Origin of the sequence: Corynebacterium sp. (genome assembly GCF_030532715.1) — a bacterium.
Lineage (GTDB): Bacteria > Actinomycetota > Actinomycetes > Mycobacteriales > Mycobacteriaceae > Corynebacterium.
In genome coordinates this window covers 318,863-341,716 of record NZ_JAUNKO010000004.1, presented here as the reverse complement: position 1 = coordinate 341,716, position 22,854 = coordinate 318,863, and the positions used below count along the sequence as shown (strand labels likewise).

General features: G+C 57.9%; 26 protein-coding genes and 1 other RNA gene. 6 read left to right on the top strand and 21 right to left on the bottom strand.

The annotated features are described in order from the left end of the window. Window positions 1–451: 451 nt before the first annotated feature. Window positions 452–1,168, top strand: a complete 717-nt coding sequence (gene deoD / locus Q4D83_RS08550; protein WP_303174704.1) for a purine-nucleoside phosphorylase — start codon at window positions 452–454, stop codon at window positions 1,166–1,168. Window positions 1,169–1,170: 2 nt separating this feature from the next. Beyond that, on the top strand, window positions 1,171–2,574 hold the full coding sequence (locus tag Q4D83_RS08545) for an MFS transporter (protein ID WP_303174702.1): 1,404 nt from the start codon (window positions 1,171–1,173) through the stop codon (window positions 2,572–2,574). A 99-nt stretch (window positions 2,575–2,673) separates the two neighbouring features. Here the strand turns inward: Q4D83_RS08545 and Q4D83_RS08540 are convergent, their stop codons facing one another. Both Q4D83_RS08540 and Q4D83_RS08535 read right to left on the bottom strand, forming a co-directional pair. Beyond that, window positions 2,674–3,654 (bottom strand): SgcJ/EcaC family oxidoreductase, encoded by a 981-nt coding sequence (locus Q4D83_RS08540; protein ID WP_303174700.1) that lies wholly within the window; start codon window positions 3,652–3,654, stop codon window positions 2,674–2,676. A 171-nt stretch (window positions 3,655–3,825) separates the two neighbouring features. Beyond that, window positions 3,826–4,659 carry a hypothetical protein gene (locus tag Q4D83_RS08535; protein WP_303174698.1) on the bottom strand — a complete coding sequence of 278 codons (834 nt, stop codon included), beginning with the start codon at window positions 4,657–4,659 and terminating at the stop codon, window positions 3,826–3,828. A 525-nt stretch (window positions 4,660–5,184) separates the two neighbouring features. Between Q4D83_RS08535 and Q4D83_RS08530 the strand changes: the two genes are divergently transcribed. Further along, window positions 5,185–6,120 carry a CPBP family intramembrane glutamic endopeptidase gene (locus Q4D83_RS08530; protein ID WP_303174696.1) on the top strand — a complete coding sequence of 312 codons (936 nt, stop codon included), beginning with the start codon at window positions 5,185–5,187 and terminating at the stop codon, window positions 6,118–6,120. A 386-nt stretch (window positions 6,121–6,506) separates the two neighbouring features. Here the strand turns inward: Q4D83_RS08530 and ssrA are convergent. From ssrA to Q4D83_RS08490, 8 genes are all read right to left on the bottom strand, one after another. After that, window positions 6,507–6,884, bottom strand: a transfer-messenger RNA (tmRNA) gene (gene ssrA, locus Q4D83_RS08525). 58 nt (window positions 6,885–6,942) lie between these two features. Next, the gene (locus Q4D83_RS08520) at window positions 6,943–8,007 is read right to left on the bottom strand and encodes a serine hydrolase (RefSeq protein WP_303174694.1); all 1,065 of its coding nucleotides are present in this window, start codon (window positions 8,005–8,007) and stop codon (window positions 6,943–6,945) included. A gap of 96 nt (window positions 8,008–8,103) precedes the next feature. Beyond that, window positions 8,104–8,595 carry an SsrA-binding protein SmpB gene (gene smpB / locus Q4D83_RS08515; protein WP_303174692.1) on the bottom strand — a complete coding sequence of 164 codons (492 nt, stop codon included), beginning with the start codon at window positions 8,593–8,595 and terminating at the stop codon, window positions 8,104–8,106. Window positions 8,596–8,614: 19 nt separating this feature from the next. Beyond that, entirely contained in the window at window positions 8,615–9,517 is a 903-nt protein-coding gene (ftsX, locus tag Q4D83_RS08510; RefSeq protein WP_303174690.1) for a permease-like cell division protein FtsX, read from the bottom strand. Between the two features lie 18 nt (window positions 9,518–9,535). Further along, window positions 9,536–10,225, bottom strand: a complete 690-nt coding sequence (ftsE, locus tag Q4D83_RS08505; RefSeq protein ID WP_303174688.1) for a cell division ATP-binding protein FtsE — start codon at window positions 10,223–10,225, stop codon at window positions 9,536–9,538. 138 nt (window positions 10,226–10,363) lie between these two features. Further along, window positions 10,364–10,756, bottom strand: a complete 393-nt coding sequence (locus tag Q4D83_RS08500) for a YbaN family protein (protein WP_303174686.1) — start codon at window positions 10,754–10,756, stop codon at window positions 10,364–10,366. Between the two features lie 46 nt (window positions 10,757–10,802). Beyond that, window positions 10,803–11,903: a peptide chain release factor 2 gene (gene prfB / locus Q4D83_RS08495; RefSeq protein ID WP_303174684.1), complete on the bottom strand. Its 1,101-nt coding sequence runs from the start codon at window positions 11,901–11,903 to the stop codon at window positions 10,803–10,805. 54 nt (window positions 11,904–11,957) lie between these two features. Then, window positions 11,958–12,434 carry a hypothetical protein gene (locus Q4D83_RS08490; protein ID WP_303174682.1) on the bottom strand — a complete coding sequence of 159 codons (477 nt, stop codon included), beginning with the start codon at window positions 12,432–12,434 and terminating at the stop codon, window positions 11,958–11,960. A gap of 91 nt (window positions 12,435–12,525) precedes the next feature. Here Q4D83_RS08490 and Q4D83_RS08485 point away from each other — a divergent pair, with 91 nt between their 5' ends. Next, window positions 12,526–13,344, top strand: coding sequence for an inositol monophosphatase family protein (locus tag Q4D83_RS08485; RefSeq protein ID WP_303174681.1), 819 nt, complete (start codon window positions 12,526–12,528; stop codon window positions 13,342–13,344). A gap of 4 nt (window positions 13,345–13,348) precedes the next feature. After that, window positions 13,349–14,131: a histidinol-phosphatase gene (hisN, locus tag Q4D83_RS08480; protein ID WP_303174679.1), complete on the top strand. Its 783-nt coding sequence runs from the start codon at window positions 13,349–13,351 to the stop codon at window positions 14,129–14,131. A gap of 35 nt (window positions 14,132–14,166) precedes the next feature. Here hisN and Q4D83_RS08475 read toward each other — a convergent pair whose 3' ends face one another. Genes Q4D83_RS08475 through Q4D83_RS08460 form a run of 4 tightly spaced genes read right to left on the bottom strand, consistent with a single transcriptional unit; the run spans window position 14,167 to window position 17,855 of the window. After that, the gene (locus Q4D83_RS08475; RefSeq protein ID WP_303174677.1) at window positions 14,167–14,523 is read right to left on the bottom strand and encodes a biotin/lipoyl-containing protein; all 357 of its coding nucleotides are present in this window, start codon (window positions 14,521–14,523) and stop codon (window positions 14,167–14,169) included. Between the two features lie 9 nt (window positions 14,524–14,532). Next, window positions 14,533–14,784 carry a hypothetical protein gene (locus Q4D83_RS08470; RefSeq protein WP_303174676.1) on the bottom strand — a complete coding sequence of 84 codons (252 nt, stop codon included), beginning with the start codon at window positions 14,782–14,784 and terminating at the stop codon, window positions 14,533–14,535. Window positions 14,785–14,787: 3 nt separating this feature from the next. Continuing rightward, window positions 14,788–16,344, bottom strand: coding sequence for an acyl-CoA carboxylase subunit beta (locus Q4D83_RS08465; RefSeq protein WP_303174675.1), 1,557 nt, complete (start codon window positions 16,342–16,344; stop codon window positions 14,788–14,790). A gap of 14 nt (window positions 16,345–16,358) precedes the next feature. After that, window positions 16,359–17,855: a methylmalonyl-CoA carboxytransferase subunit 5S gene (locus Q4D83_RS08460; protein ID WP_303174674.1), complete on the bottom strand. Its 1,497-nt coding sequence runs from the start codon at window positions 17,853–17,855 to the stop codon at window positions 16,359–16,361. A 382-nt stretch (window positions 17,856–18,237) separates the two neighbouring features. On the opposite strand from Q4D83_RS08460, the gene Q4D83_RS08455 reads away from it, so the two are divergent. Beyond that, entirely contained in the window at window positions 18,238–18,801 is a 564-nt protein-coding gene (locus Q4D83_RS08455; RefSeq protein WP_303174672.1) for a DM13 domain-containing protein, read from the top strand. Window positions 18,802–18,838: 37 nt separating this feature from the next. On the opposite strand, the gene Q4D83_RS08450 is transcribed toward Q4D83_RS08455, so the two are convergent. The 7 genes from Q4D83_RS08450 to Q4D83_RS08420 all read right to left on the bottom strand — a co-directional run bounded on the left by Q4D83_RS08450 (window position 18,839) and on the right by Q4D83_RS08420 (window position 22,613). Further along, entirely contained in the window at window positions 18,839–19,486 is a 648-nt protein-coding gene (locus Q4D83_RS08450) for a hypothetical protein (RefSeq protein ID WP_303174671.1), read from the bottom strand. Between the two features lie 185 nt (window positions 19,487–19,671). Then, window positions 19,672–20,022, bottom strand: a complete 351-nt coding sequence (locus Q4D83_RS08445) for a hypothetical protein (RefSeq protein WP_303174670.1) — start codon at window positions 20,020–20,022, stop codon at window positions 19,672–19,674. Then, window positions 20,012–20,494, bottom strand: a complete 483-nt coding sequence (locus tag Q4D83_RS08440) for a hypothetical protein (RefSeq protein ID WP_303174668.1) — start codon at window positions 20,492–20,494, stop codon at window positions 20,012–20,014. Before Q4D83_RS08440 ends, Q4D83_RS08445 begins: the two co-directional genes overlap by 11 nt. Before the next feature lie 6 nt (window positions 20,495–20,500). Then, window positions 20,501–21,088: an RNA polymerase sigma factor gene (locus Q4D83_RS08435; RefSeq protein WP_303174666.1), complete on the bottom strand. Its 588-nt coding sequence runs from the start codon at window positions 21,086–21,088 to the stop codon at window positions 20,501–20,503. Then, window positions 21,088–21,654: a hypothetical protein gene (locus Q4D83_RS08430; RefSeq protein WP_303174665.1), complete on the bottom strand. Its 567-nt coding sequence runs from the start codon at window positions 21,652–21,654 to the stop codon at window positions 21,088–21,090. The genes Q4D83_RS08435 and Q4D83_RS08430 overlap by 1 nt, the downstream gene beginning before the upstream one ends. Window positions 21,655–21,684: 30 nt before the next feature. Beyond that, window positions 21,685–22,230: a DUF6286 domain-containing protein gene (locus Q4D83_RS08425; protein WP_303174663.1), complete on the bottom strand. Its 546-nt coding sequence runs from the start codon at window positions 22,228–22,230 to the stop codon at window positions 21,685–21,687. Continuing rightward, complete coding sequence (locus tag Q4D83_RS08420; RefSeq protein ID WP_303174660.1) at window positions 22,227–22,613, bottom strand: Asp23/Gls24 family envelope stress response protein; 387 nt, start codon at window positions 22,611–22,613, stop codon at window positions 22,227–22,229. The genes Q4D83_RS08425 and Q4D83_RS08420 overlap by 4 nt, the downstream gene beginning before the upstream one ends. Between the last annotated feature and the right edge of the window lie 241 nt (window positions 22,614–22,854).

The window sequence follows — 22,854 nt, the reverse complement described above, 5'->3', positions numbered from 1 at the left end:
AGCCAACAACAACAAAACAAAAAACGACACACTATCGAGTTCTCAAACAACACAGCTTCACCACCAACATGTTGGAAGAAACCCCAATGCCAGTGACAAGAAGACCGGACCCGTAACTTTACCTAACACCAAATACGATGTCAACTAAGAAGTTACTAGGTATTGTCAGCGCCCTACAGCCTCACTCATCAGTGGGCGTTCCGCGTTGACTCATCAAAGATTACACAGTGCCCTGGGTTGTTACAAATCGGCAGTTCAGCGTGCACATAGGTTGAGTGCTACCCAAGGCTGCGTCCTGCAAATACCAATCCGGCGGCCTCATCTGCCAGACGTGCAGGCACAAATGTCACGCTGACCATAGAATTTTGTTCGCCGGTCTCGTAGCATGGGACTTATGACAGGCGCATTGCTTGCGCCTTGCCCCAACGCTCCGACCGCCCTAGGAGGCACCATGTCCCAGAAGAGCACCCCCCACATCAACCCGCGCGGCGTCGATATTGCGGAAACCGTCCTCATGCCGGGCGACCCGCTGCGCGCAAAGTTCATCGCCGAGAACTACATCGACAACGCCGTGCAATTCAACGAAGTGCGCAACATTCTCGGCTACACCGGCACGTTCAACGGCATGCCAATTTCCGTCATGGGCAGCGGCATGGGCATGCCTTCCATCGGTATCTACTCGTGGGAATTGATCCACGAGTACGGCGTACAAAAGATTATTCGAATCGGCTCTTGCGGTTCGCTGCAAGAAGATTTGGACCTTTACGACATCGTCGTTGCCCAATCCGCCTCCACGGATTCAAACTTCCTTTCGCAATACAACCTGCCTGGCACCTATGCGCCAACCGGCTCTTGGCGGCTGATTTCCGCGTTACTGGAGCAAGCAAAACTGCAAGGCGTGACACCCCACGTGGGGAACGTGCTTTCCAGTGACATCTTCTATAACGCCGACGAAACGGCCAATGCCCGCTGGGCACGCATGGGCGTGCTGGGCGTGGAGATGGAAACCGCTGCGCTTTACGCCATTGCGGCGCACGCGGGCGTGGATGCACTTGGGTTGTTTACGGTGTCCGACAACATCATTACTGGTGAAAAGACTACGGCGGAGGAGCGGCAGACCGCTTTCACCACAATGATGGAGCTCGCGCTCCCGCTCGCAGGCGCATAACCATGGCTGGCACAGCAACAACGAAGGCGTCGTCAAGCAATCCGAAAGCCGCAGTGCCGATCCTGCTATTCAGCTTCGTATTTTGCCTGGTCATCGACAACGGCTTTAAGTTTATGTCGCAGCCAATTGCCGATGACCTGGGGCTTTCCATTACCACCGTGAGCCTGCAGGCAACGCTCGCCGGGATTGTCATCGGCATCGGCGCCGTCGTGTACGCCGCCATGGCCGACGCAATCAATATTCGTACGCTTATGCTGATCGGCGTTGCGTTTATTGCGGTGGGCTCCCTGCTTGGCTTCGTGTTTAGCGGGTCGTGGCCCATGGTGCTTACTGGTCGCCTGATCCAAACGAGCGGGCTCGCGGCGGCCGAAACTTTGTACGTTATTTACGTCACCAAGTATCTCTCGCGGGACGACCAAAAGACGTACCTTGGCTTCTCGACGAGCGCGTTCCAACTCGCACTGCTGATCGGTACGCTCACCAGTGGCTACGTGGCAACGTACATTTCGTGGACCGCAATGTTCCTTATCCCACTGCTGATGCTGTTTACGGTGCCGTTCATCCTCAAACAGATTCCCGAACAGCAGGCAACACAATCGAACCTGGATGTACTCGGGCTGCTGCTCATCACGGTGATCGCCACATCAGTAATGCTTTACATGCAGGAATTTCAGTGGCTCTACCTGATCCCAATCGTGTTGGGAATCGCGTTTTTCATCTGGCACATCAACATCAACCCCAAGGCGCTGGTCAAACCTGCGTTCTTTAAGAACGGCCGGTACGTATGGGCGATTACACTCGTGTTGATCATCTACTCGGTGCAGCTTGGATACATCCTTTTCCTCTTCCCCTACGCCATGCGGGATCTACAGGGGTTGACGCTGGATCAAGCCTCGTTAATGATCGCGCCAGGCTATGCGTGTGCGGTGATCGTCGGCGCCCTCTCTGGGAAAATCGGGCAATATCTGTCCTCTCGCGCGACGATTTTCACCGCCCTAATCGGCATTACCGGTTCACTGGCGGTTTCCGCGGTGACGCTGGAGTCCGGCCGCGTTCCGCTGATCATCGCAGCCGTCGTTTTCGCCTCAGCATTCGCACTGATGTACGCGCCGCTGGTTTCGACAGCAATTCAGAACATTCCGGCCGAGCAATCCGGTGTGGCCATCGGTTTCTACAACCTCACCATTAATATCGCCATCCCGGTGGGCATCGCCTACACCGCGAAACTCATTGATATGAAGCTCAACCTGTTTGGCGCGCTCACTTCCGCCTCCACCGAAACCGGCGTCAACTACGCCTCCGTGCTGTGGATTATCACACTGATTGCACTGTCTGGCACGGTCATCTACTTCCTTGCCGACCGCGCAATGCTGGCATCCGAACGGCGAGCAAAAGCCCACGCATAGGCGGCCACCGACCCCCGTTCGGAACACCAAAACCCCCGCGTAACCTGGCTTCACCCAGGCGGCGGGGGTTCAATCACACCGAGCAGAAATCTGCGTGTTTTACTCGGGCATCACAGATGCATGCTGGGAGGTAATCTCCCACTCCGCACCGTTCCAGCGATACGTTGAGGTAAACCGCCCCTTCGTGGTCGTGCCATCCGCAAAGGTCATCGTGTACAACCCAGAATCAGTGGCCGCATTGCATTCGAAGCTGGTCCAATGATCGTCCATTGTCAACGTTGGCTGCTTTTCCATCAGTTGCTTAAAGTACTGTTCCTTTTCTGCCGCCGTCATCAACATCTCGTTACTATCTGGTGCGATAAGTACGGAGTCTTGCGCGTAATGCTTGACCACTGCCGCGGCGTCGCCAGACGAAAGCGCGTCACTCCACGCCCCGATCTTCTTGTCCATGTCGCCAGCGTGCACGGTGGCGCATCCATCCACGTCTGTCGCGGGAGGGGGCGAACCAGTCGACATATCTGCGGGTGGCATGTCCGTATCGGCCCCCGCCACCGGCATCGCGGAGGAATGGTGCGTGAGAATCTTCCACTCCCCGCCCTCAACCCCGTACACAAAAGTGTAACGCGCCGGCACTTTCGAACCGTCCCCATAAGTGAAGGTATACACGCCGGTATCCACCGCGTGATTGCAATCCAGCTCAATCCACCGCTTATTCACCACGCCTGAAGGCTTCTTTTCCAACCAGTGCGCGAAATAATCTTTCTTTTCATCGGCACTAAAGCGCACCTTGTTCGAAACTGTGGGAAGCAGCACCGAATCAGTCGCATAGTTTTCCGCAACGTTTGCAGGATCCCCCGATTTCAGATCATCATTCCAACGATCAAATAGGGCCGCGATATCTTCTTCCGAAGTTTTCTCGCAAGACACCCCCGAACTCTCCGTTGTTGCATTCGTGGCGCCGGATTCCATCACCGACGTTGCGCTGGAATTTGTTGTGGAATTCGAATTTGCATTGTTTCCGCAAGCCGCCATCACCAGCGATAAGGCGGCGACGCTACCGAGTTTCACTGTGCGTTTCATGTATTATCCTCCCTCAAAACGCAAACGGTTTTCAAATCTCGGCCAACACGTTGGCTTGCGCACCATCCTACCGAAAATACTCACACTATTTTCGTAGTGAAATTAAATTCACGCCTCGCCGCAGCAACACAAAAAGCCCCTGAATTCTGATAGCGAGATTTCACGCTTTAGCTACCCCTCGTCTAGCTGCGCCTTGCACGCCGCAACGAAATCCTGTGGTTTATCCACGGCACAATACACTCGTGACACCGGGTCCGATTTACCAGGAACCAGCTCAGCGATTGCTTCCCGCAACACAATTTCAATGTTCGTGTCGGTGCCAAACAAGATCACTGCGGCACCGGATGTTACCGACAGAAACCCCGTATCCCACGTTTTCCGCACAGAACGAATTGACTCAATGCTCCCCAACGGGATCGTAACCGCACCAATCACACCAACCCGAAGCACCAGATCGCGGCCGTAAAGGTAATGCGGATTGATCGCATATGACTTATAGAACATCAGCAGCCAAATCACCGCATACACTGATAACACCAAAATAATGATCCGCACATTTTTCCAAGGAACAAGCAGCTCAACAACCACTATTTCCACCAGCGATGCCGCAATCAACGCGAAAAATATCGACCGCTGCTCACCACCGTATCTAAACGACACAGCCCCCTCGGGAACATTCGTTTGACGCCGAACCATCATCCCAACCAGCTTCAGCAGAGCCACCTCATGCCGCGCCAACTTCAACACTGGGCCAGGTAAAACCTCAGCAAAGAAACTTGAAAAAGCCGCAGCATAACCCAACCCCTGCCCACGCGCCTGGCGGAAGCTGCGCACCCCTTCCTTCAGAAAAAACGCGACAATCAACGCGATACAGGCTTCACAGGCAAGAGTGATGTACACAGCCTGCGCCACCCCCAGAACACCGGTGTAGGCGAGCGCCGAATTTACCACCACCACGGCGAGCGTGACCCACCGAAGCGCGCTGCGAAACCTTGCCGATTGCATAACCACCATGGTAGTTGTCAGCCCGGTAGTTCTCAGCCCGAACCGAACCGCCCACAACAAAACACCCAGCGAGAAACTTGATTCCCCACTGGGTGTTCTTCGTGGAGCCCAGGGTGCACATGACGGACTTCGGGCATGACGATACCCTCTGACATTGGTGATGCGAAGGGTGGTTTTAAGAACTTTTGTAACGATCCCATTCGTGAGCGTCTGTTCCTGCGGAACATGACATGAGCGGTCGTGCTTCGGCGGTCACTCAGCTACGCCATCCTCCCAGATTTATGGGATGGGCAAATGTCAGCGGCATCGTTCCCGAAGGCATCAAGGAAGCGCTGCCAAGCCTTCAAGAGTGCTTCATGGAATCTGGAGATGCTCAGCCGCCGACCCAGCGCACCCGCGCAGCCGGAACAAACTAAACTAGAAACTACACGATTTCCACAGTAATACCCGGCGACCTAGATATTAGTGCCGGTCGTGTCAGGTACGGCGACCTAGTTGCCTAGTGATCGACTACGGAGGACGATAATGGCAAACTACCGGACGCAAACCACGCTGATCTTTTACGCCGGTGCGTGCGCGCTCGCTTGGCTGGTCGCTCTGCCGCTGTGGCTCATGGATTCCGGTCTTACCAGCCCGCTCGCTACCCCGCTGCTGGTGCTCATGATGTTCACACCCGTGACCTCGGCCGTTTTGGTGTCACGCTTTGCACATGGCATCCCGTGGAAGCAACTCCCGCAGTGGCTCGGTTGCACCCAAATCAAACCGTACGGCCGCACCCTATTGTGGCTAGGGGTCGCACTGGTCATGGGCTTAAGCATAGCCATTATTAATACATTTCTCGCTTCGGCGCTGGGTTGGTTCAAACTCGATTTGGCGGAATTCTCCGCACTAAGGGAACAACTGACCGCCGCGACTGGGCAAAATGCCAGCGAGGACATTCCGGTCAAAATCATTGTAATCGTGCAAATATGCACCTTGCCCCTAGCGGCGATCACCAATTCCGTCATCGCCGCTGGGGAGGAAATCGGGTGGCGCGGCTACCTCCTCCCCGCCCTGCAACACCTGGGGACTTGGCCCGCGCTTGCGCTCTCGGGTTTGTTATGGGGCTTGTGGCACAGCCCCATTATCCTGCTCGGATATAACTTCAATCGCACCGATTGGACTGGTGTCGCCTACATGACAATCGGATGTATGCTCCTAGGCATTCTCATCGGTTGGGTTCGCCTGTTTAGCGAAAATATTTGGCCTGCCGCACTATTCCATGGGGCATTTAACTCCTCCGCCGGATTCCCCCTACTAATCGGAGCGCTCGATCAAGACCCAGATCCCGCACTCTTTATCGCGCTCGGCGTTTCAGGTTGGATCACAATTTCCCTCATGCTGATCCCACTAATCCCGGCGATCCTTAAATATCACCGCGCCAGCCCCCAACAGCGGCAAATGGACGTGGCTGCGGGCTAAAAAGGAGTAATGACCCAGCACCTGCCGCCCACCAATCTTCCCAAGGATAGGTAAAGGTAACGCCCATATCTTCAGTATGCCCATCCGCAACGGTCACGATGTACAGCCCAGAATACGTAGCCGTATTACAATCGGGGCGAGTCCACCGCTTATCTACCTTGAACTGCGGTTTCTTTTCCACAAACATTATGAAATAGCTCGTACGTTCGTAACTGGGAAGGAGCAATTCATTGGCATCAAATAGCAGCATGATCGCATTCTCGGCGTAATTCTCCGCCACCTTCGCCGCATCAGCCTCCTCACATGCTCAGCCCGTGGCAATTCCGTCTCCGAGCCGCACACAACAAAACACCCAGCGAGTAACTTGGTTACCCACTGGGTGTTCTTGGTGGAGCTGCCGGGAATTGAACCCGGGTCCTTCGCCATTTTGCCAGGGCTTCTCCGTGCGCAGTTCGCACGTGATCTCTGCTCGGCCCTCCGGATCAGACGAACATGTCCGGATGATGGGCCCAGTTGTCGGTAAATGTCCCGCTGCACCCCGTCAACACGATGCGGCGGCAAGTCCTTTCAACGATGCCAGATTCTAGGCCAAGGACGGAACCTAGGCTGACAGACACGCGGTCGCTGTATTAGGCAGCGAGGGCGTAGTCGCGCTGAGTATTCTCTGCGCTTATTTGTTGCTGCGACGCTTAACGGTGGTCTCTAGCCTGCACCGGCACGCTTCCCCTGGCTTAATGTACGGAGTCGAAACCATAATCAGCCCCATAGCTTTCCGGCGGGTTTTGTGCCTTTCCGTGAAAGCTTCACAAGTGTATGTCACGTTCATGCCCGCGCGCAACCCCCTTCTTTGCTGAGCTTCCGGAGCGTTTCGACGACCGCGATCAGCGCCACGAAGCTGGGGCGCATTGCTTTGGTAGATCCATAGTTGATGGCAATATCGGCGCGATGCACTGGGTCGTACCAGAGGTGGGCGGAGGTGACACCCAGGTGCCCGTGCAGGCGTGGCCGCCCGCGCAGCCAGGGCATGAGGCCTTCAAATTTGACGGTCATATTGCCGGCACCGTAGTGCAGGCCCCAGCGGTAGCGGTGGCGAGGTTTAACCATCCAATCCCAACGCTCCTTATCGAATAGCACACCAGTTCGCAAGGCTTTCAGCATGGTGAGGTAATCAGCGGGGGTTGCCGCCAGGCCGCCGCCCGCCCAATCAATGGTGAGGGCATTGGCGGTATCTACGCGCGTTGCGCCAAGGTACAACGGCGCAAGCTTGTCGACGCCGCGTCGAGACCCACTCAGTCCGGGCATAAAGGCGCTCGCCATCCCGAGCGGATCGAAGATTCGTTCGTGGACGAGGTTGTGGAACTCCAGCCCGGTCTTTTCTTCGAGAATACGACCTAGGACGATAAAGCCGGTATCGCTATAGAAGAATCGTTTACCGGGATCAGCCACAGGTTTTTGCCGCTCACGGGCGTGGGCCAGTAAGTCGGCCGGTGTCCAACGTTTGCCCAAATCCTGCACAGCTTGTTCGTAGATGGTTGGCCCGTTCGCACGGCCAAGAAAGTAGTCATTGGCGCCGGAGGTATGCTCGAGAAGCTGTTCGATAGTAACCTTGCCTAGCTGGCCGTCCGCGAAAATGCCGCGCACTTCAGCCGGATCCAGCACGCTGACCACGGGAGTATCGAGGGCAAGTTCTCGCCGCTGAACAAGCTGCATAATCAGCGCCGCGGTGACTAGTTTGCCGGTACTGGCGGAATGATAAGGCCGATCGGCGTCGCCATACTGGTATTCGATCCCAAGGTCGGGCGCATGAACCGCGACCTGGGGCTGCCACTTGGACGCGTGGTTATCGAGCTGCCTTGTAAGCGTCGATCGGAAAAGCTCTGGGTCCATCAAGCATCCTTCGGCCTAGGCGTGTCAAAGTTTCACTGAGGACCCAGTGTACCTATGAGAGAGGTTGGCGCGGCAGGCGCGGCGTCGACAAGCGAATCAGCCGCGCATACCTTTCACCCGCCGCCCTAATTCGCGGGTAACGTCCCGCTCTGCGGCGCGACGCTTGAGATCTTGGCGCTTATCGTAATTCTGCTTACCCTGGCCCAAGCCAAGCTCGACCTTCAGGCGGCCATTCTTAAAGTACAGCTTCAGCGGGATGAGCGTTCGATTGCCGTCGCGCACCTTGCCCATGATCGCATCAATTTCGCGCCGGTGCAGCAACAACTTACGGCTACGCCGCGGGGAATGGTTCATCCAGGAACCGTGCGAATACTCGGGAATATGCAGGTGACGGAGCCAAATTTCACCGTCGTCAATGGTTGCGAAAGCGTCGTTAAGGGTAACTTTCCCCTCGCGGAGCGCCTTAATTTCCGTTCCTACGAGCGCCACACCGCACTCGTAGGTCTCTAGGATGTGATAATCGTGTCGTGCTCTGCGGTTGGTAGCGATAACCGGGTTATCCACCGCCTTCTTCTTTTTCTTAGCCATAGCGCATCCAAGCTTACAGCTATTTGCGCACGTACATCCGCAACGTCACCTGCGCGGTCACCGCGGCAAACAGGATTCCCACAAGCGCCACAATCGGGGACACTACCCAAATGTCTGCGGCGGTGATTGGGGCGATGAGCTTCGACTCGTACAGGCCGGTCAGCGCGCGGTCAAGCACGAACTTCTTGCCGCCAACAAGGCCAATCATGGCGAGCAACGAACCGAACACGACGGCAATCACTGCCTCCATAACGAACGGCGCTTGGGTGTACCAGCGGGAGGCGCCGACCATGCGCATAATGGAAATTTCCTCGCGGCGGGCGTAGGCGGCGATTTGCACCATGTTTGCAATGAGGAAAATCGCGGCGATCGCCTGAATAGCGGCGATGAGGAAGGTAGCGTTGCGCACCGCGTCAAGGTTGCCGGTGGCGGAGCGGAGATCATCTACCTGGTCGATCACGTCCGACACTTGCGCCATATCGCGAACTGGGTCCAGCGGTTTCGGGTCGAGCGGATCCACAAGGCGCACGTGCAGCGCGGCAGGCAGGGCGTCTTTACTCGTGGACGCCACCAACAGCGGATCCGAATCCTGGAAGACCTCCACAAAGCGCTGGTAGGACTGCTCGCGCGAGCGGAATGTCACACTTTCCACCCCCTCTGCCCCATCCAACTTGTCTCGAACATCTTTACAAGCCTGGGAGGAGCAATCGTGATCTTGCGCGGAAACCTCGTCGGTGAATTGCACCATCACTTCGACACGGTCAAGGTAAATTTCCTTGGTTCGTTCCGTCATACCGGTGACCAAAAACCCGGTGGCCAGCAACGCCAGCGAAATCGCCGTGGTGATAATCAGCGCCACGGTCATGGTGAGGTTTCGCCCCAACCCTTGGAGTGCTTCTCGGAGCACAAAACCCAATTTCATCAGTGCAATCCTCTCCCGTTAGCGGCCTACGCCGTAGACGCCGTGGGCATCGTCGCGGACCAATTTACCTAGGTTCAATTCGATAACGCGGCGGCGCATCGCATCCACCGCCGATGCATTGTGGGTGGACATCACCACGGTCGTGCCCGTGCGGTTGATGCGATTGAGCAGCACCATAATGTCATTGGCCGTTTCCGGGTCAAGGTTGCCCGTGGGCTCGTCCGCGAGCAACACCAACGGCCGGTTGACAAACGCACGAGCAACGGCCACGCGTTGCTGCTCACCGCCCGACAATTCGCTGGGCATGCGATTCGCCTTACCTTCGAGCCCGACCAATTCCAAGGTTTCCGGCACGAGTTTGTCAATCACGCTGCGCTTTTTGCCAATCACCTCTAAGGCAAACGCGACGTTATCGTAGACACTCTTTTTCGGAAGCAGCCGAAAATCCTGAAACACGTAGCCAATGCGCTGGCGTAGCTTATTGATCTGGGCCCCGCGCAACGTATTAACGTGAAATTCCGCAACGTGAATGTCACCGCTAGTCACGTTTTGCTCGCGCAGCATGAGTTCCAAAAACGTGGATTTGCCCGAGCCGGAGGGCCCGATAAGGAAGACAAACTCGCCACGGTCAATGGTCAAGGTAATGTTATCCAGCGCGGGCCGGGTGGAAGTTTTATATATTTTACTTACACTTTCGAAGGTGATCACTCACCCCACACTAGTTCACTCCAGTCACATGATCTAGTAACGGCGAGAACTTCCCTGAGATGTGCCCTGACTTTTTGCCCAGGATCGCTGGCGGGGCACAACGCAAACCAAGCAGAACCGACACCCGGCTAGGGCCTGCTACACCTCCACAGGTTCCGGAACGGTCTTCGCCGCTGCCTTCTTGCGCGGCGCCATGAGCAAAAGGTGCACGGTCACGGCGAGGCCGATCACCCCCAACACCCCATACACCACGGGCTTGCCCACGAATATTGCGGAGCACACAAGGCCGACCCACAAAACCGCGAGAGTGCGGAGCTTATCACTCAGGGTGAGCGCGCCGGTTTCGTAGCGCGTCAGGTAACCACCGAACACTGGGTGGCCGTAGAGATAAGCGTGGAGGCGTTGCGAACTGCGCGTAAAGCAAAAGCCAGCGAGGAGCAAAAACGGCGTGGTGGGCAGCAGCGGCAGCACAACACCAACCGCCCCACAGGCGAGCGATACGATGCCGATGACCTTGTACGCGGTTTTCATAGCACCCACTGTAATAGGCAAGCCTAAGCCAACACCAATGTGGTGGTTATTCCGTCGTCTGCGCCATGCGCCACCGAATGCCGGCCTCCAGGAAACCATCGATGTCTCCGTCCAGCACTTTCGCCGGGTCGCCGACCTCAAAGTTTGTACGCAGATCCTTCACCATTTGGTAGGGGTGCAGCACATAAGAACGCATTTGGTTACCCCAGGATGCGTTACCCCCGGCACCGAGCGCGTCCAGCTCCGCCCGCTCCTCTTGGCGTTTGCGCTCCAGCAATTTCGCCTGCAACACCCTCATTGCCGACGCCCTGTTCTGAATCTGCGATTTTTCATTCTGGCACGTCACCACAATGCCGGTGGGCAAGTGCGTGATACGCACCGCGGAGTCAGTGGTGTTCACTGATTGCCCGCCTGGCCCGGAGGAACGATACACGTCCACCCGGATTTCACTGTCCGGCACGTCAATATGGTCGGTAGACTCCACCACCGGCAACACCTCCACCTCAGCAAAGGAGGTTTGGCGGCGGCTCTGATTGTCAAAGGGGCTGATACGCACGAGGCGGTGCGCGCCCTGCTCCACGGACAGCGTGCCGTACATGTATTCGCCGTGCACCACCAGCGTGGCAGATTTAATACCTGCTTCCTCCGCGTACGAGATATCGTAAATATCCACCTTGTGGCCCGCTTTTTCCGCCCACCGGACGTACATGCGCATGAGCATTTCCGCCCAATCCGCGGCATCCACCCCGCCCGCGCCAGACCGAATATTCAGCACGGCCTCGCGGGCGTCGTACTCCCCGGACAGCATGGTCTTGACTTCCAGCGATTCAATATCCGCGCGCAGCGAAGCCAACTCGTCGTCGGCAGTTTCCGTACCTTCACCTTCCTCTTCAGCAAGCTCATACAGGATCGGCAGGTCTTCCAATCGTTGGCGCAATTCCCGCAACTTGCGCAGACTTGCCTGCACGGCGGATAGCTCGCTAGTCACGCGTTGCGCGTGGTCTGGATCGTCCCACAACGACGGGTCCGAGGCTTGCGCTTCCAGCTCCCGCACCCGCACAGACATTTCCTCCGGGTCCATCACTTTTTCGATGGTGGTGAGGGTAGCTTCCAACGCGGCACATTCAGCAGCAAGGTCCTGTCGCATAGCGAACAAGTGTAGCGGACTGCCCGCCGTCCGAGCATCTCCACCGCAGTGGCCCTAGCGGCCGAGCCCACCTCGGAAACGCACCGTGGCCACCGCAATGGCCGTCAACCCCGACAGCGTTAACACCACGATCGCATAAAGGTGTTTGAACAGCATGTCATCGTGCAGGTTCGGCACCGCCCAAATTGCCCACGGCATCACCACGCCCAGCACGGTACCGTACGTGACGCAAGCGGCACTCCCCCACCTGCGCCGCCCATTCCATGTGCCCACGCACACCAGCGCGATACACGCCAACGCCAGCAAGGTAAACAACACGAGCATGAGCGGCTGGCCCACGTCGAACAAAATGCCCCAAAACGGAAACGCCACCCAGAACAGTGACGGCAGCAGCAAGCCAGCCACGAACAGTGACGAACTGTGCATCCCGTTATCCCAACACACGCCGTTGCGGGAGTCGAAGCACTCCTTCGTTGCGGGCACTCCGAGCAGCGCGGCCACGAGGAGTAGTACACCAACAGCAAGCAACATAACTAAAGCGTATAAGCTTCTATAACATCTATTATTATTCACCCCCGATGTTTGCCACCGCGGCCCCGTAACAACGTGCAGAATAGAACCCATGAGCACCCCCCAAAACCTCGAAGACATGATCGGTGCGATCACGAAAACCTTCGTCATCGCGCACGAAACAGATAGCGACGAACGCCTCGCCCAAGCGCTGGTATACAACGCCGGTAGGCTCGCCTGGCGGATGCGCGAGGCCGGGGTGAGCACACAACAGAAGACAAACATCACCGATGTGGTCACCGAGGCGGATCGCGCAGCCGAGCATTTTATTTCCGGCGCCCTCGCGGCGCTCCGGCCCGCGGATGGGGTGTTGGGCGAAGAGGGCGCGCAACGGGAATCCACCAGCGGGCGGGTCTGGGTTATTGACCCCATCGACGGCACCTACAACTACGCCTCAGGCAGCGACTACTTTTGCGCGGCGCTCGCCTTGGCCGAAGGCGACGAGCCGCTGCTTGGTGCGGTGCATCGACCGGCGATGGGCTATACGTGGTTTGGGGGTCGTACGATCCCCACCACCCGCGACGGCCAGCCGTTGCCGCAGCTTACGGACGCGCCCTTGAACACACTGTCGCTGGGCACATACTTACACCCTTCGCACACGGATGCGGTGCAACGCGCGTGGCTCAAGGTGGCTACGGGCGCGGGCACTATCCGCATGTTGGGCGCGGGCAGCATTGATTTGGCTAGCGTTGCAGATGGCACGCTCGGGGCGTGGCTGCAGCATTCGGTGCCGGCGTGGGATTGGCTCCCCGGTCGGGCATTAATCGAAGGTGTTGGCGGCAGTGTTGCGGTGGTGGAAAGCGGTGGTGTCACCTGGAATATTGCGGGGAATGCAACAGCGGTTCAGGATATTGTTGCTGCGTTAGACTGACCACATGACATCAGATCTTGATATTGCGCTGCAGCTCGCGGACCGCGCCGACGCCATCACCATGCCCCGCTTCGAAGCAACGGATTTGAAAGTTGATTCGAAACCAGACATGACGCCGGTGTCGGAGGCCGACCTTGCCTGCGAACGAGAGCTGCGGGAGTTACTTGCGCAGCTCGCACCGAATGACGCAATACTTGGCGAAGAATTTGGCGGCACCCCTACCACCGGCCGCCAGTGGGTGATCGACCCCATCGACGGCACGAAAAACTACGTTCGCGGCGTGCCCGTGTGGGCCACACTCATCGCACTTCTTATCGACGGCCGCCCAGTCGTCGGCGTAGTCTCCGCCCCCGCCCTATGCCGCCGTTGGTTCGCATCCGCTGGCGAAGGGGCGTGGCGTACGTTTCAAAATGGTCAGCCGAAACGGCTCGAAGTATCCAAGGTTGCGAAACTTTCCGACGCTTCCCTCTCCTTCTCCTCTTTCGAAGGCTGGACAGCGCTCGGCTTGCGCGAAAACTTTAGCGAACTCGTGGATACGATTTGGCGGCCGCGCGCCTTCGGGGATTTCCTGTCCTATTGCCTCGTCGCGGAAGGCGCGGTGGATATCGCCACCGAGCCGGAGGTATCGCTGTGGGATTTGGCGCCGCTATCCATCCTGGTGAGCGAAGCCGGCGGCCGCTTCACCTCCCTTGCGGGTATCGACGGCCCGGCGGGCGGCGACGCGCTGGCAACGAACGGACTGCTGCACGACGAGGTGCTAGCCGCATTGACCAGCACCGCCACGTAGGTGGTACCGGTGCTGGTCGCGGCGTCGAGAAGCGGCTAGTTGATTTCCACCAGCGCTTGGCCGCCTTGCACAGCGTCGCCGACGTCGACGTGGATGACGGCCACGGTGCCCGAGGTGGGTGCAGTAATTTCGGTTTCCATCTTCATGGCCTCGAGAATGAGCAGCACCTGGCCGGCCTCGATTTCCTGGCCTTCTTCGACGAGGACTTTGAATACCGAACCTGCGAGCGGTGCGACGACCGCGTTTGCGGACACGCCTTGGACGCTGGCGGTTGCTGGCTCAGACACGTTGGAATTGCCGCCGAAAATGATGGAGCCGAGCTGGCGGTGCTCTTCTTGGACCTCTACGTCAACGCTGTAAGCGATGCCGTTCACGGTCACTTTAAGTTTCATGACTTTTCCTTACAGGTGACGGGAGCGGGACTGGACTGCTTGGCGGCCTTGGGCGGCCCACGTGCGGTGGCGGCTAAACCGGACAGCGCGCACGCGACCCCTATTACCCATGTAGGCGGACACGGCCGCCGAGATGGCCATCAGCACATCTTCGGGAATCTCCTGGTCCGAACGTCGTTTCAATTCTTCGAGTTCGTTTTCGACCGATTCAAGGCGGGTTTGCAGCTGCTGAACCAGCCGCAGCAATTCGGTGTTTTCCATTGCTTACACCGGACCTAGGCCGTGCTTCTTAGCGGGACGAGTCACACGCTTGTTGGTGAGCACCTCGAGCGCCATCGCGACTTCCCGGCGGGTTTCGGAGGGGTCGATAATGTCATCGACGAGGCCGCGCGACGCCGCCATAAACGGCGTGGAGAACGTATCCTTGTACAGCTGGATGAGCTCCTCACGCTTGGCTTCCTTGTCTTCCGCGGCGGCAATTTCCCGGCGGAATACCACGTTCACCGCGCCATCCGCGCCCATCACCGCGATCTCCGCGGTCGGCCACGCGAACACGCGGTCGGCGCCCAAGTCCTTCGAGCACATCGCCAGGTATGCGCCGCCGTAGGACTTCCGCAGCACCACCGTGATCTTTGGCACGGACGCCGAAGAATACGCATACAGCATCTTCGCGCCGTGGCGGATGATACCGCCGTGCTCTTGGGCGACACCCGGCATGAAGCCTGGGACGTCAACCAGCGTGATCAGCGGGATGTTGAACGCGTTGCAGAAGCGAATAAACTGGCTACCTTTGTCAGAGGAATTGATGTCCAGCACGCCGGACATCACACTCGGCTGGTTCGCAATCACGCCCACGGTTCGACCGACCATGCGACCGAAACCCACGACGAGGTTCTGGGCATAACCTGCCTGAACTTCAAGGAAATCACCACGGTCCACGAGACGGGTGATCACGTCGCGGACGTCGTAGCCCTTTTTGCCTTCCACGGGAACGATATCGCGCAGGGACTCGTCGGGTTCGACAATGTAGTCGGGATCCACCACCGGCGGTTCCTCGGTGTTGTTCTGCGGCAGGAAGCTGAGCAACTTCTGCGCAATAAGCACGGCCTGTTCATCATCTTCGGCGACAAAGTGAATGTTGCCGGCCTTGGCCATGTGGGCATCCGCGCCGCCGAGAGCCTCCGAGGTGACGTCTTCGCCAGTGACGGACTTGATCACGCCCGGGCCGGTGATAAACATCTGTGCGTTTCGGGTTTGAATAATGAAGTCCGTAAGCGCGGGCGAGTACGCCGCACCGCCGGCGCACGGTCCGGCGATAATGGAAATCTGCGGCACCAAACCGGACAGCAGCACGTTCTGGTAGAACACCTTGCCGTAGCCGGACAGGGAATCAATGCCTTCTTGGACGCGGGCGCCACCCGAATCATTGATAAACACGAAAGGCGTCCCGGTGGTGGCGGATGCCTCCATCATGGCGGCCACCTTATTGGATTGAGTTTCGCCGGCGGAACCGCCCATCACAGTGAAGTCCTGGGAGGCGATATGCACGGGGCGGCCAAATACCGCGCCGGAGCCGGTGACCACACCATCTGCGGGGGCTTCGGCGGTGTCCATGCCGAAGTGGGTGGTGCGGTGCGTAGCGAACATGCCCGTTTCCTGGAACGTGTCCTCATCAACGAGGGCGGCAATGCGTTCGCGGGCGGTCAGCTTGCCGCGCTCGTGCTGCTTTTCGATCTTGTCTTCGCCACCGCCAAGCGCGACCTTGTTGCGGGCTTCTTCGAGGGCTGCAAGCCGCTCTTGCATGCTGGCTTCATGTGCCATGGTGTCTAGTCTCCTTAGGCCGGTTCGACCTTGACGGTCTGGGAACGGCCACCCACAGTGACCTTGTAGCTAATCGGTTCACGCACAGCGTTGGCGGCGCCGGAAGCAGCAGCCTTTTCTTTTTCCAGCTGGGCGGCAGTCTTGCCCACGTTCTTCGGCCCCTCAGGGCGGCTCTTCAAGAACCCTGGGGCGACACCTGGGAACAACGCCACGGTGAGCACGTCCTCGTCGGTGCCGTCGAAACCTTCCAGCCCGGCAGCTTCTTCACGCAGCTTGTCCCACTCGGGTTCCAGCAGGTCCGCGGGGCGGCAAGTGATGGAATTCTTCTTAGTTTGCGCCTCGGCTTGTTTGATCAACTCAGGGTTACGTTCGCCGATACATTCGCCGTAGTAGCCGAGCATCAGGTCGGCGAATTCGGCGGTCATGACCTTGTAACGGCCCATGAGCACGTTAAACACCGCCTGGGTGCCCACGATCTGTGACGACGGCGTCACCAACGGCGGGTAGCCGGCATCCTTGCGCACCACCGGAACTTCGCGCATCACTTCATCGATGCGGTCGCCGGCGCCCTGGGCACGCAACTGGGATTCCATATTGGACAGCATGCCGCCGGGGATTTGGGAAAGGAAGATATCCGTATCCACGAGCGTCTTGGATTCAAATTCGGCATACTTGGGGCGCACGGCCTTGAAGTGATCGCGAATGGCAATCAGCAAATCCATGTTCAGGCCGGTCTCATAGCCCGTGCCTTCCAGCATTTCCACAAGCGATTCGGTGGGGTTGTGGCCAGGCCCAAGGGACATCGAAGAAATGGCCGAATCGACGACGTCCGCGCCGGCCTCGATAGCCTTCATCAACGTCACCAATGTGACACCCGTGGTGGAGTGGCAGTGGACGTTGATCTGGGTGTCCTCCCCGTAGGTATCTTTAATGCCGCGGACGATATCGTACGCTGGCTGGGGTTTCAGCAGCGCGGCCATGTCCTTCAAGGCGATGGAATCGGCGCCCATATCCAGCAGCCGGCCGGCTTGCTCAATGTAGCCCTCCACGGTGTGCAGTGGGGAAACCGTGTAGCAAATCGTACCCTGGGCGTGCTTGCCCACCTTCTTCACAGCCTGCATGGCGTGCTCAAGGTTGCGGGGATCATTCAGGGCGTCGAAAACGCGGAATACGTCCATGCCGTTTTCTGCGGATTTCTCCACAAACTTATCCACCACCATGTCTTCGTAGTGGCGGTAACCCAACAGGTTCTGACCACGCAGCAACATTTGCAAACGGCTGTTCGGCATGAGCTTGCGGAAGGTGCGCAAGCGCTCCCACGGATCTTCGTTCAGGAAGCGAATGCAGGAATCGAAGGTTGCGCCGCCCCAGCATTCAACGCTCCAAAACCCAGCTTGGTCAATTTCCTCGCAAACCCCGACCATGTCTTCCAGGGCCATGCGGGTAGCCATGAGGCTCTGGTGCGCATCGCGTAAGGCGACTTCTGTTACGCCAATCTTTCGTGGACTCATACATCCAAATTTAGGTGAAAAAATCGACATATGCAGGCAGAAAACCAGTATAGATGTCCGGTTATTTTTGAATTTCGTGGGCTTAGACCCATGAAATTTATGCCCGATCGGACATTTACCCACCATAACCAAGCATTCCCCCGTGGCGACGAGTGATATTGAGCCCACACGCCCCCGTGCCAATTAGTGAACAATATCGCACCCAAAGGTTCAGCTTGAACATTGTTCTTTTGCGGATTTTCGTGTACGGGCGTCGCCCACCACCCAACCGGCCGTTGCGTACCTGCTGGATTATTTCCGCCGCAACGTGCGTTACAGCATACGGACCCTGATACCGCGCGGAAGCGCCCAGCTTGAACCACCGCAACCTGAAAGGATTACGATGACCTCGAAACGGCGCCTGCTCGTAGGAGCCTTTCTCGCCGCCATCATTGTTGCTGTTGGCATCGCTTTGGCCGTGTTCAAACCGTGGCTGCTTTTGGTAAATACCGAAATCAACGAAGAGATTCCCCAAGCCGCAACCAGCGCATCCGCAACCGCCAACACCGACTCCAACGCCACCCACTCCCCAGCTTCGGAAACGCCTTCCGGGCCGGTTGTAGTGTCGCAGGGCGAGTTCGTTTCACATGAGCACACCACCACCGGCAATGCTCGAATTTACCGGCTTCCGGACGGATCCCACCAACTCACCCTGGAAAACTTAAACACTTCGAATGGGCCGGATGTACGCGTGTGGCTTTCAAAAGGTCCAGTGTTTGAAGGCTTTGACGGTTTCTTCACTGCGGGCGAACACCCGCATCTTGACATCGCGCCACTCAAGGGCAACCAAGGCAACCAAGTGTACGATCTGCCGGCCGATTTCAACCCCAACGATTGGACTGCCGTCGACCTGTGGTGCGAAGACTTCTCCGTGTCCTTTGGCGCAGCCGCACTGACCGCAACGTAGCGTTCTGGGCGCTCTGGGCGTTCTGGGCGCACCGTTGTTACAGGTGAAACACGCCTACAACGATCAAGATGAAGGCGACGAAGAAGCCGGCGAACTTATTGACGGCTTCTTTGTTATCCCGCGCCCACACAAAGCTGCGCCCCAACCAACTTTCCGGCCGACTACGAATGTACCCCACGCAAATCGCACATAGTGTTGGCAAACTCAGGGCGAGTGTGGCGTACAGGAACAGCGTGAGGTACCGAACGAGTACGTTCAACCCGCTGGCGGAAAGCACCAACAGCCCGCCATAAAACGGGGCGGAAGTCAGCGATTGCACCGCCCCCAACATAAACCCCATGCCCACCGTGCCTATCGACGGCGCGCGAAGTGGCGCCATAATCCGCTCCACCATCGCGCTCGAATCGCCGCCCCGAATCGACATGACCAAAGCGATCAAGCCGGTGATGATGAGAATCCACCCGAAGACTGGGGAATGCACCAGTGAGGTAACGGCGCTGCCGATGGAATCGAAAAACACGAGGCACAGTACCGAAGCGACGAACACGCCCAACCAGTCCCCGCCGACGAGAAGTGCTGCTACTCGGCCGTACTTGCTGGGCAGCGCCACCCCGATGCCGACCACGACGGCGATGAGCAGCAGGTTGACGGAGTCCAACAGCGCAAACGTGAGCACTTGAAGCATAAATGAGGCCTTCCTGCAGATTCGCGTGATACGCCAAACGCCTTGGATCCGGAACCAAATGGAAAACCGTGCGTTCGTTGAATTCCGTTACAGCTGACGCTACGGAGCACCTTAGCAAGGCGAGTGCCTGCTACCTCGCACGAGCCACCGATTTGCAGCTTATGAAGCCAACCACAGGTACGGCATCAATACACAGACATCACCCGCACATGAACTTTCGGATTTTGTCCGGCGGAGGCGAATGCTTCACCCACGGTACGTTGGATTGATTCCACAATGCCTTTGATCGGCGGCCCCGATTCAAGAGCGAGTTCTAAGGTTACCAAGTCTGTAGCGCCATCGATAATGATGCCGAAGCGCGCTGAGCGTTCGTCGCGTTTACGCAACTTCGCATCCAACGCGCGCAACGCGGTCCCCACACCGGCCTGGATGCCCCGCACGCCGTCGACGGCCTCCACAATAGGGATAAGGTCAGCGGCGCGCACAGTTGACGGTTTCGGTGTGTGGCACTCGGGGGTGTTCAACTCAGCATTCATGAAGATCCTCAATGTGAACGTCGATAGCCACGTCGCGTAAACCGAAATGTTCGGCACACGCCGCAGCAATGGCGCTTCGCACTTGCTCCGCAACGTTGATGAAATCCACGCGATCATATTGCACAGAAATCCGACAAGCGAGGCGTTGGGGTGTCTCACGTTCACGCAGCACGCCTTCTTTATCGTCGGCGACTATTTCGCTGTTCAGTGCGCACACGCCCGGAACGGTATCCGCCGCATTGCGCAGCAGGTTCCGCAACGCAAGCTCGGACACGGAGTACGTGCCTAGTGCGGTGTCCGGCATGTGCACCTGGCAACCGTGTCGGGCTTCCACACGCACGGCTTCCTTAATCGCGGCAAGCGCCGTGGCCGAAACCTGCACTGATTCATCCCCAGCACGTTCCAGTTCGTTCCATTCATCGTGCACGGCCCGGATTAACTCCAGGTAGGCATTCGAAGTTTGGTCACCCATCCCCAGTCACCTCCAATCCTTCATCCGGTCGATGATGGCCTGGCGAGCTCGCGCGATACGGCCACGCACCGCAGTTTCGGAGACGCCTACGGTAGCCGCGATCTCCCGATAACTTTGCCCGTCGATCTCATAGAGTACCCAGCAGGCACGATTGTTCGGCTCGATTGTTTGCAGCATCTTTGCCAACGCTTCCATCTGTGCGTTCGCCACCGCCTGGTGGGCTGGATCCTTCGCGTGGACAGCACCCGCAACCCCAGCCTGATCGGGTTGTGCCCCGTCCTCTAGGTTGCGGGTATCGGCACTGTCCGTGGCCCGGCGCGCGTGCTTGCGCACAAGGTCCATGGCAGCCCGCGACGCGATTTGCGAAACCCACGCGGAAAAAGTTCCAGGATCTTGCAGCAAATGCAAGCGCCGCCACGCAGTAATCAATGCTTCCTGCACCACGTCTTCCGCATCCATTCGGTCGTGCAGAATCATGTATGCAATCCGATACAGTCGAGCCTGATGATGGTTGACGATCTCACAAAACGCATCATCGTCCCCGTCCTGTGACCTTACGACGAGTTGTCGTTGTCGTTCCGATCCAAGCGCCATTAGGTTCCCAATTTCACCTGAAGATCCAGCCGTGCGGGTGGGGTTCCAAGCGCCGTAGTCACAGCTTCGGCGAGTCCGGCCCGCACAGCATTGACGGCCCATGCAAGGTGCGCCCCTTCCGCGACAGTTACTTCCGCCTGCAGCCACGGCGCACGAGTGCTACCACCAAAATACACGTTCGACGATTCAATGCCGGGGAAACTCTCCGCAGTTTCCTGCAATGCACGCTCGAAAACTTTGGGCTCAATGGAACCCAGCAGGCTGTCCTGACCATCGGTGATCCGCACCGGCGAGCTTGGTGGCGCGGTGGGCACCTGACCAATGAGCAGCAATACTCCGCACCCCAAGAGCAGCACCGAAATGATCAGTGCTACGGGCAATAACCACGGGTTCACGGCTGCAATATCCACCAGGGTGTGCTGCGGGGCCGGCAGGAAACGCTCGGCGCCTTGCCAATGTTGGCGCAGCGAAGTCGATGCAGACATCACCCACGCACCCGCAATGAGCAATAACGCACCGCAAACAATGAGCACGAGGCGATTACGCCCTCGAGAAACTGTACGCACTTTCGATTCCTCTCTGTGTCCACCGACGTGTCAGCGCACGTGCCTCACACGGATCCGCGGACGAATAGTGGTTGTCGGGTGGAGTTGCTCAAGTTGCTGATCCACCACCACTTTGGTCCGCTGTTTGATCGCATCTACAGCGTCGATCGGAGTGCCCACCGAAACGTCTAACGCGCGGCGCTGTAACGAAACCTGGGCACTCCCCACCCCATCAATGAGTTCGACCTCACGCTTGATCTGGCGGGCAATGTCGCGGCGGGCCATCACTGTTTGCCCCGGCGCTTCCAACGGCAGCACTTCGCGGTTGCTGGGATCGCCTGGGATGAGTCCACAGCACATGAACACCACCCCCACAACGAAAACCGCAATGGATGCAGCAAACACCGCGGTGCTCCCGAACGGTACCGTGGCCAACGTTTGCAGCGTCGCGCTTGCCTGCGGCGGCCAGTTACCGTCGAACTGTCGAACACCGAAAAGCCAAATGCCAACGCCTCCAAACGCCACGGCAAGCACTGCTAACAACACCGCCGGAATGACTCGCGGAGGGCGGGTAGTGAGTTTGTCTGGGATAGTCACAACAGCTCCCTTTGTTTCGACGCCGCAGCCTGCAGCCATGAAACGGTGATGTCCATGTGTCCAACCTCGTGGCCCGCGAGTTCGTGCACGCGACGTGTTACGTGCGTGCGAACCCGCTGCAACGCATCCGCTAGGTTGACCGGAAAACCCAAGCCGATATCCAAGCGGACTACGGCGATGTTGCCGTACGTTTCCACCTGCGCTGTAGGCCGAGAATCAAACTCACGGTGCGCACCAATCCCGAGGAATCCACCAGCGGCAGCGCCCACCCCTGGCACTTCGAAGGCGGCCTGTTGGGCAATCTTGGCAATCACGCTCGACGGAACATTCGTCCGCCCGCGCGTGGTTGGTTCCTGGGGCGTCGGTTCTCGCGTGGTTGGCATACTCACGCTAGGTCACCTCTTCCAAAGCGTGTTAGCGCCACGGACCTCAATACGGCCTTCTAGCATCAGCCCAACGGCGAGACCGATCACACCGAATAGAGTGACCAGTAGGAATTGTCCGAAGGAACCGAACGCAAACGCTGCCCCTAAAAATAGGCCGATCAAAAGTGCAAGATGAGATGTTTTCATCAGAACTAAAACTCCTGGTTGAAAAATGCTTGTAGGGCGCACAATGTTGGCG

Bases quoted from the DNA above. Each gene is read 5' to 3' on its own strand.
- deoD (WP_303174704.1), top strand. From the start codon at position 452: ATGTCCCAGAAGAGCACCCCCCACATCAACCCGCGCGGCGTCGATATT.
- Q4D83_RS08545 (WP_303174702.1), top strand. From the start codon at position 1,171: ATGGCTGGCACAGCAACAACGAAGGCGTCGTCAAGCAATCCGAAAGCC.
- Q4D83_RS08540 (WP_303174700.1), bottom strand. From the start codon at position 3,654: ATGAAACGCACAGTGAAACTCGGTAGCGTCGCCGCCTTATCGCTGGTG.
- Q4D83_RS08535 (WP_303174698.1), bottom strand. From the start codon at position 4,659: ATGCAATCGGCAAGGTTTCGCAGCGCGCTTCGGTGGGTCACGCTCGCC.
- Q4D83_RS08530 (WP_303174696.1), top strand. From the start codon at position 5,185: ATGGCAAACTACCGGACGCAAACCACGCTGATCTTTTACGCCGGTGCG.
- Q4D83_RS08520 (WP_303174694.1), bottom strand. From the start codon at position 8,007: ATGGACCCAGAGCTTTTCCGATCGACGCTTACAAGGCAGCTCGATAAC.
- smpB (WP_303174692.1), bottom strand. From the start codon at position 8,595: ATGGCTAAGAAAAAGAAGAAGGCGGTGGATAACCCGGTTATCGCTACC.
- ftsX (WP_303174690.1), bottom strand. From the start codon at position 9,517: ATGAAATTGGGTTTTGTGCTCCGAGAAGCACTCCAAGGGTTGGGGCGA.
- Q4D83_RS08500 (WP_303174686.1), bottom strand. From the start codon at position 10,756: ATGAAAACCGCGTACAAGGTCATCGGCATCGTATCGCTCGCCTGTGGG.
- prfB (WP_303174684.1), bottom strand. From the start codon at position 11,903: ATGCGACAGGACCTTGCTGCTGAATGTGCCGCGTTGGAAGCTACCCTC.
- Q4D83_RS08490 (WP_303174682.1), bottom strand. From the start codon at position 12,434: ATGTTGCTTGCTGTTGGTGTACTACTCCTCGTGGCCGCGCTGCTCGGA.
- Q4D83_RS08485 (WP_303174681.1), top strand. From the start codon at position 12,526: ATGAGCACCCCCCAAAACCTCGAAGACATGATCGGTGCGATCACGAAA.
- hisN (WP_303174679.1), top strand. From the start codon at position 13,349: ATGACATCAGATCTTGATATTGCGCTGCAGCTCGCGGACCGCGCCGAC.
- Q4D83_RS08475 (WP_303174677.1), bottom strand. From the start codon at position 14,523: ATGAAACTTAAAGTGACCGTGAACGGCATCGCTTACAGCGTTGACGTA.
- Q4D83_RS08470 (WP_303174676.1), bottom strand. From the start codon at position 14,784: ATGGAAAACACCGAATTGCTGCGGCTGGTTCAGCAGCTGCAAACCCGC.
- Q4D83_RS08465 (WP_303174675.1), bottom strand. From the start codon at position 16,344: ATGGCACATGAAGCCAGCATGCAAGAGCGGCTTGCAGCCCTCGAAGAA.
- Q4D83_RS08460 (WP_303174674.1), bottom strand. From the start codon at position 17,855: ATGAGTCCACGAAAGATTGGCGTAACAGAAGTCGCCTTACGCGATGCG.
- Q4D83_RS08455 (WP_303174672.1), top strand. From the start codon at position 18,238: ATGACCTCGAAACGGCGCCTGCTCGTAGGAGCCTTTCTCGCCGCCATC.
- Q4D83_RS08450 (WP_303174671.1), bottom strand. From the start codon at position 19,486: ATGCTTCAAGTGCTCACGTTTGCGCTGTTGGACTCCGTCAACCTGCTG.
- Q4D83_RS08445 (WP_303174670.1), bottom strand. From the start codon at position 20,022: ATGAATGCTGAGTTGAACACCCCCGAGTGCCACACACCGAAACCGTCA.
- Q4D83_RS08440 (WP_303174668.1), bottom strand. From the start codon at position 20,494: ATGGGTGACCAAACTTCGAATGCCTACCTGGAGTTAATCCGGGCCGTG.
- Q4D83_RS08435 (WP_303174666.1), bottom strand. From the start codon at position 21,088: ATGGCGCTTGGATCGGAACGACAACGACAACTCGTCGTAAGGTCACAG.
- Q4D83_RS08420 (WP_303174660.1), bottom strand. From the start codon at position 22,613: ATGCCAACCACGCGAGAACCGACGCCCCAGGAACCAACCACGCGCGGG.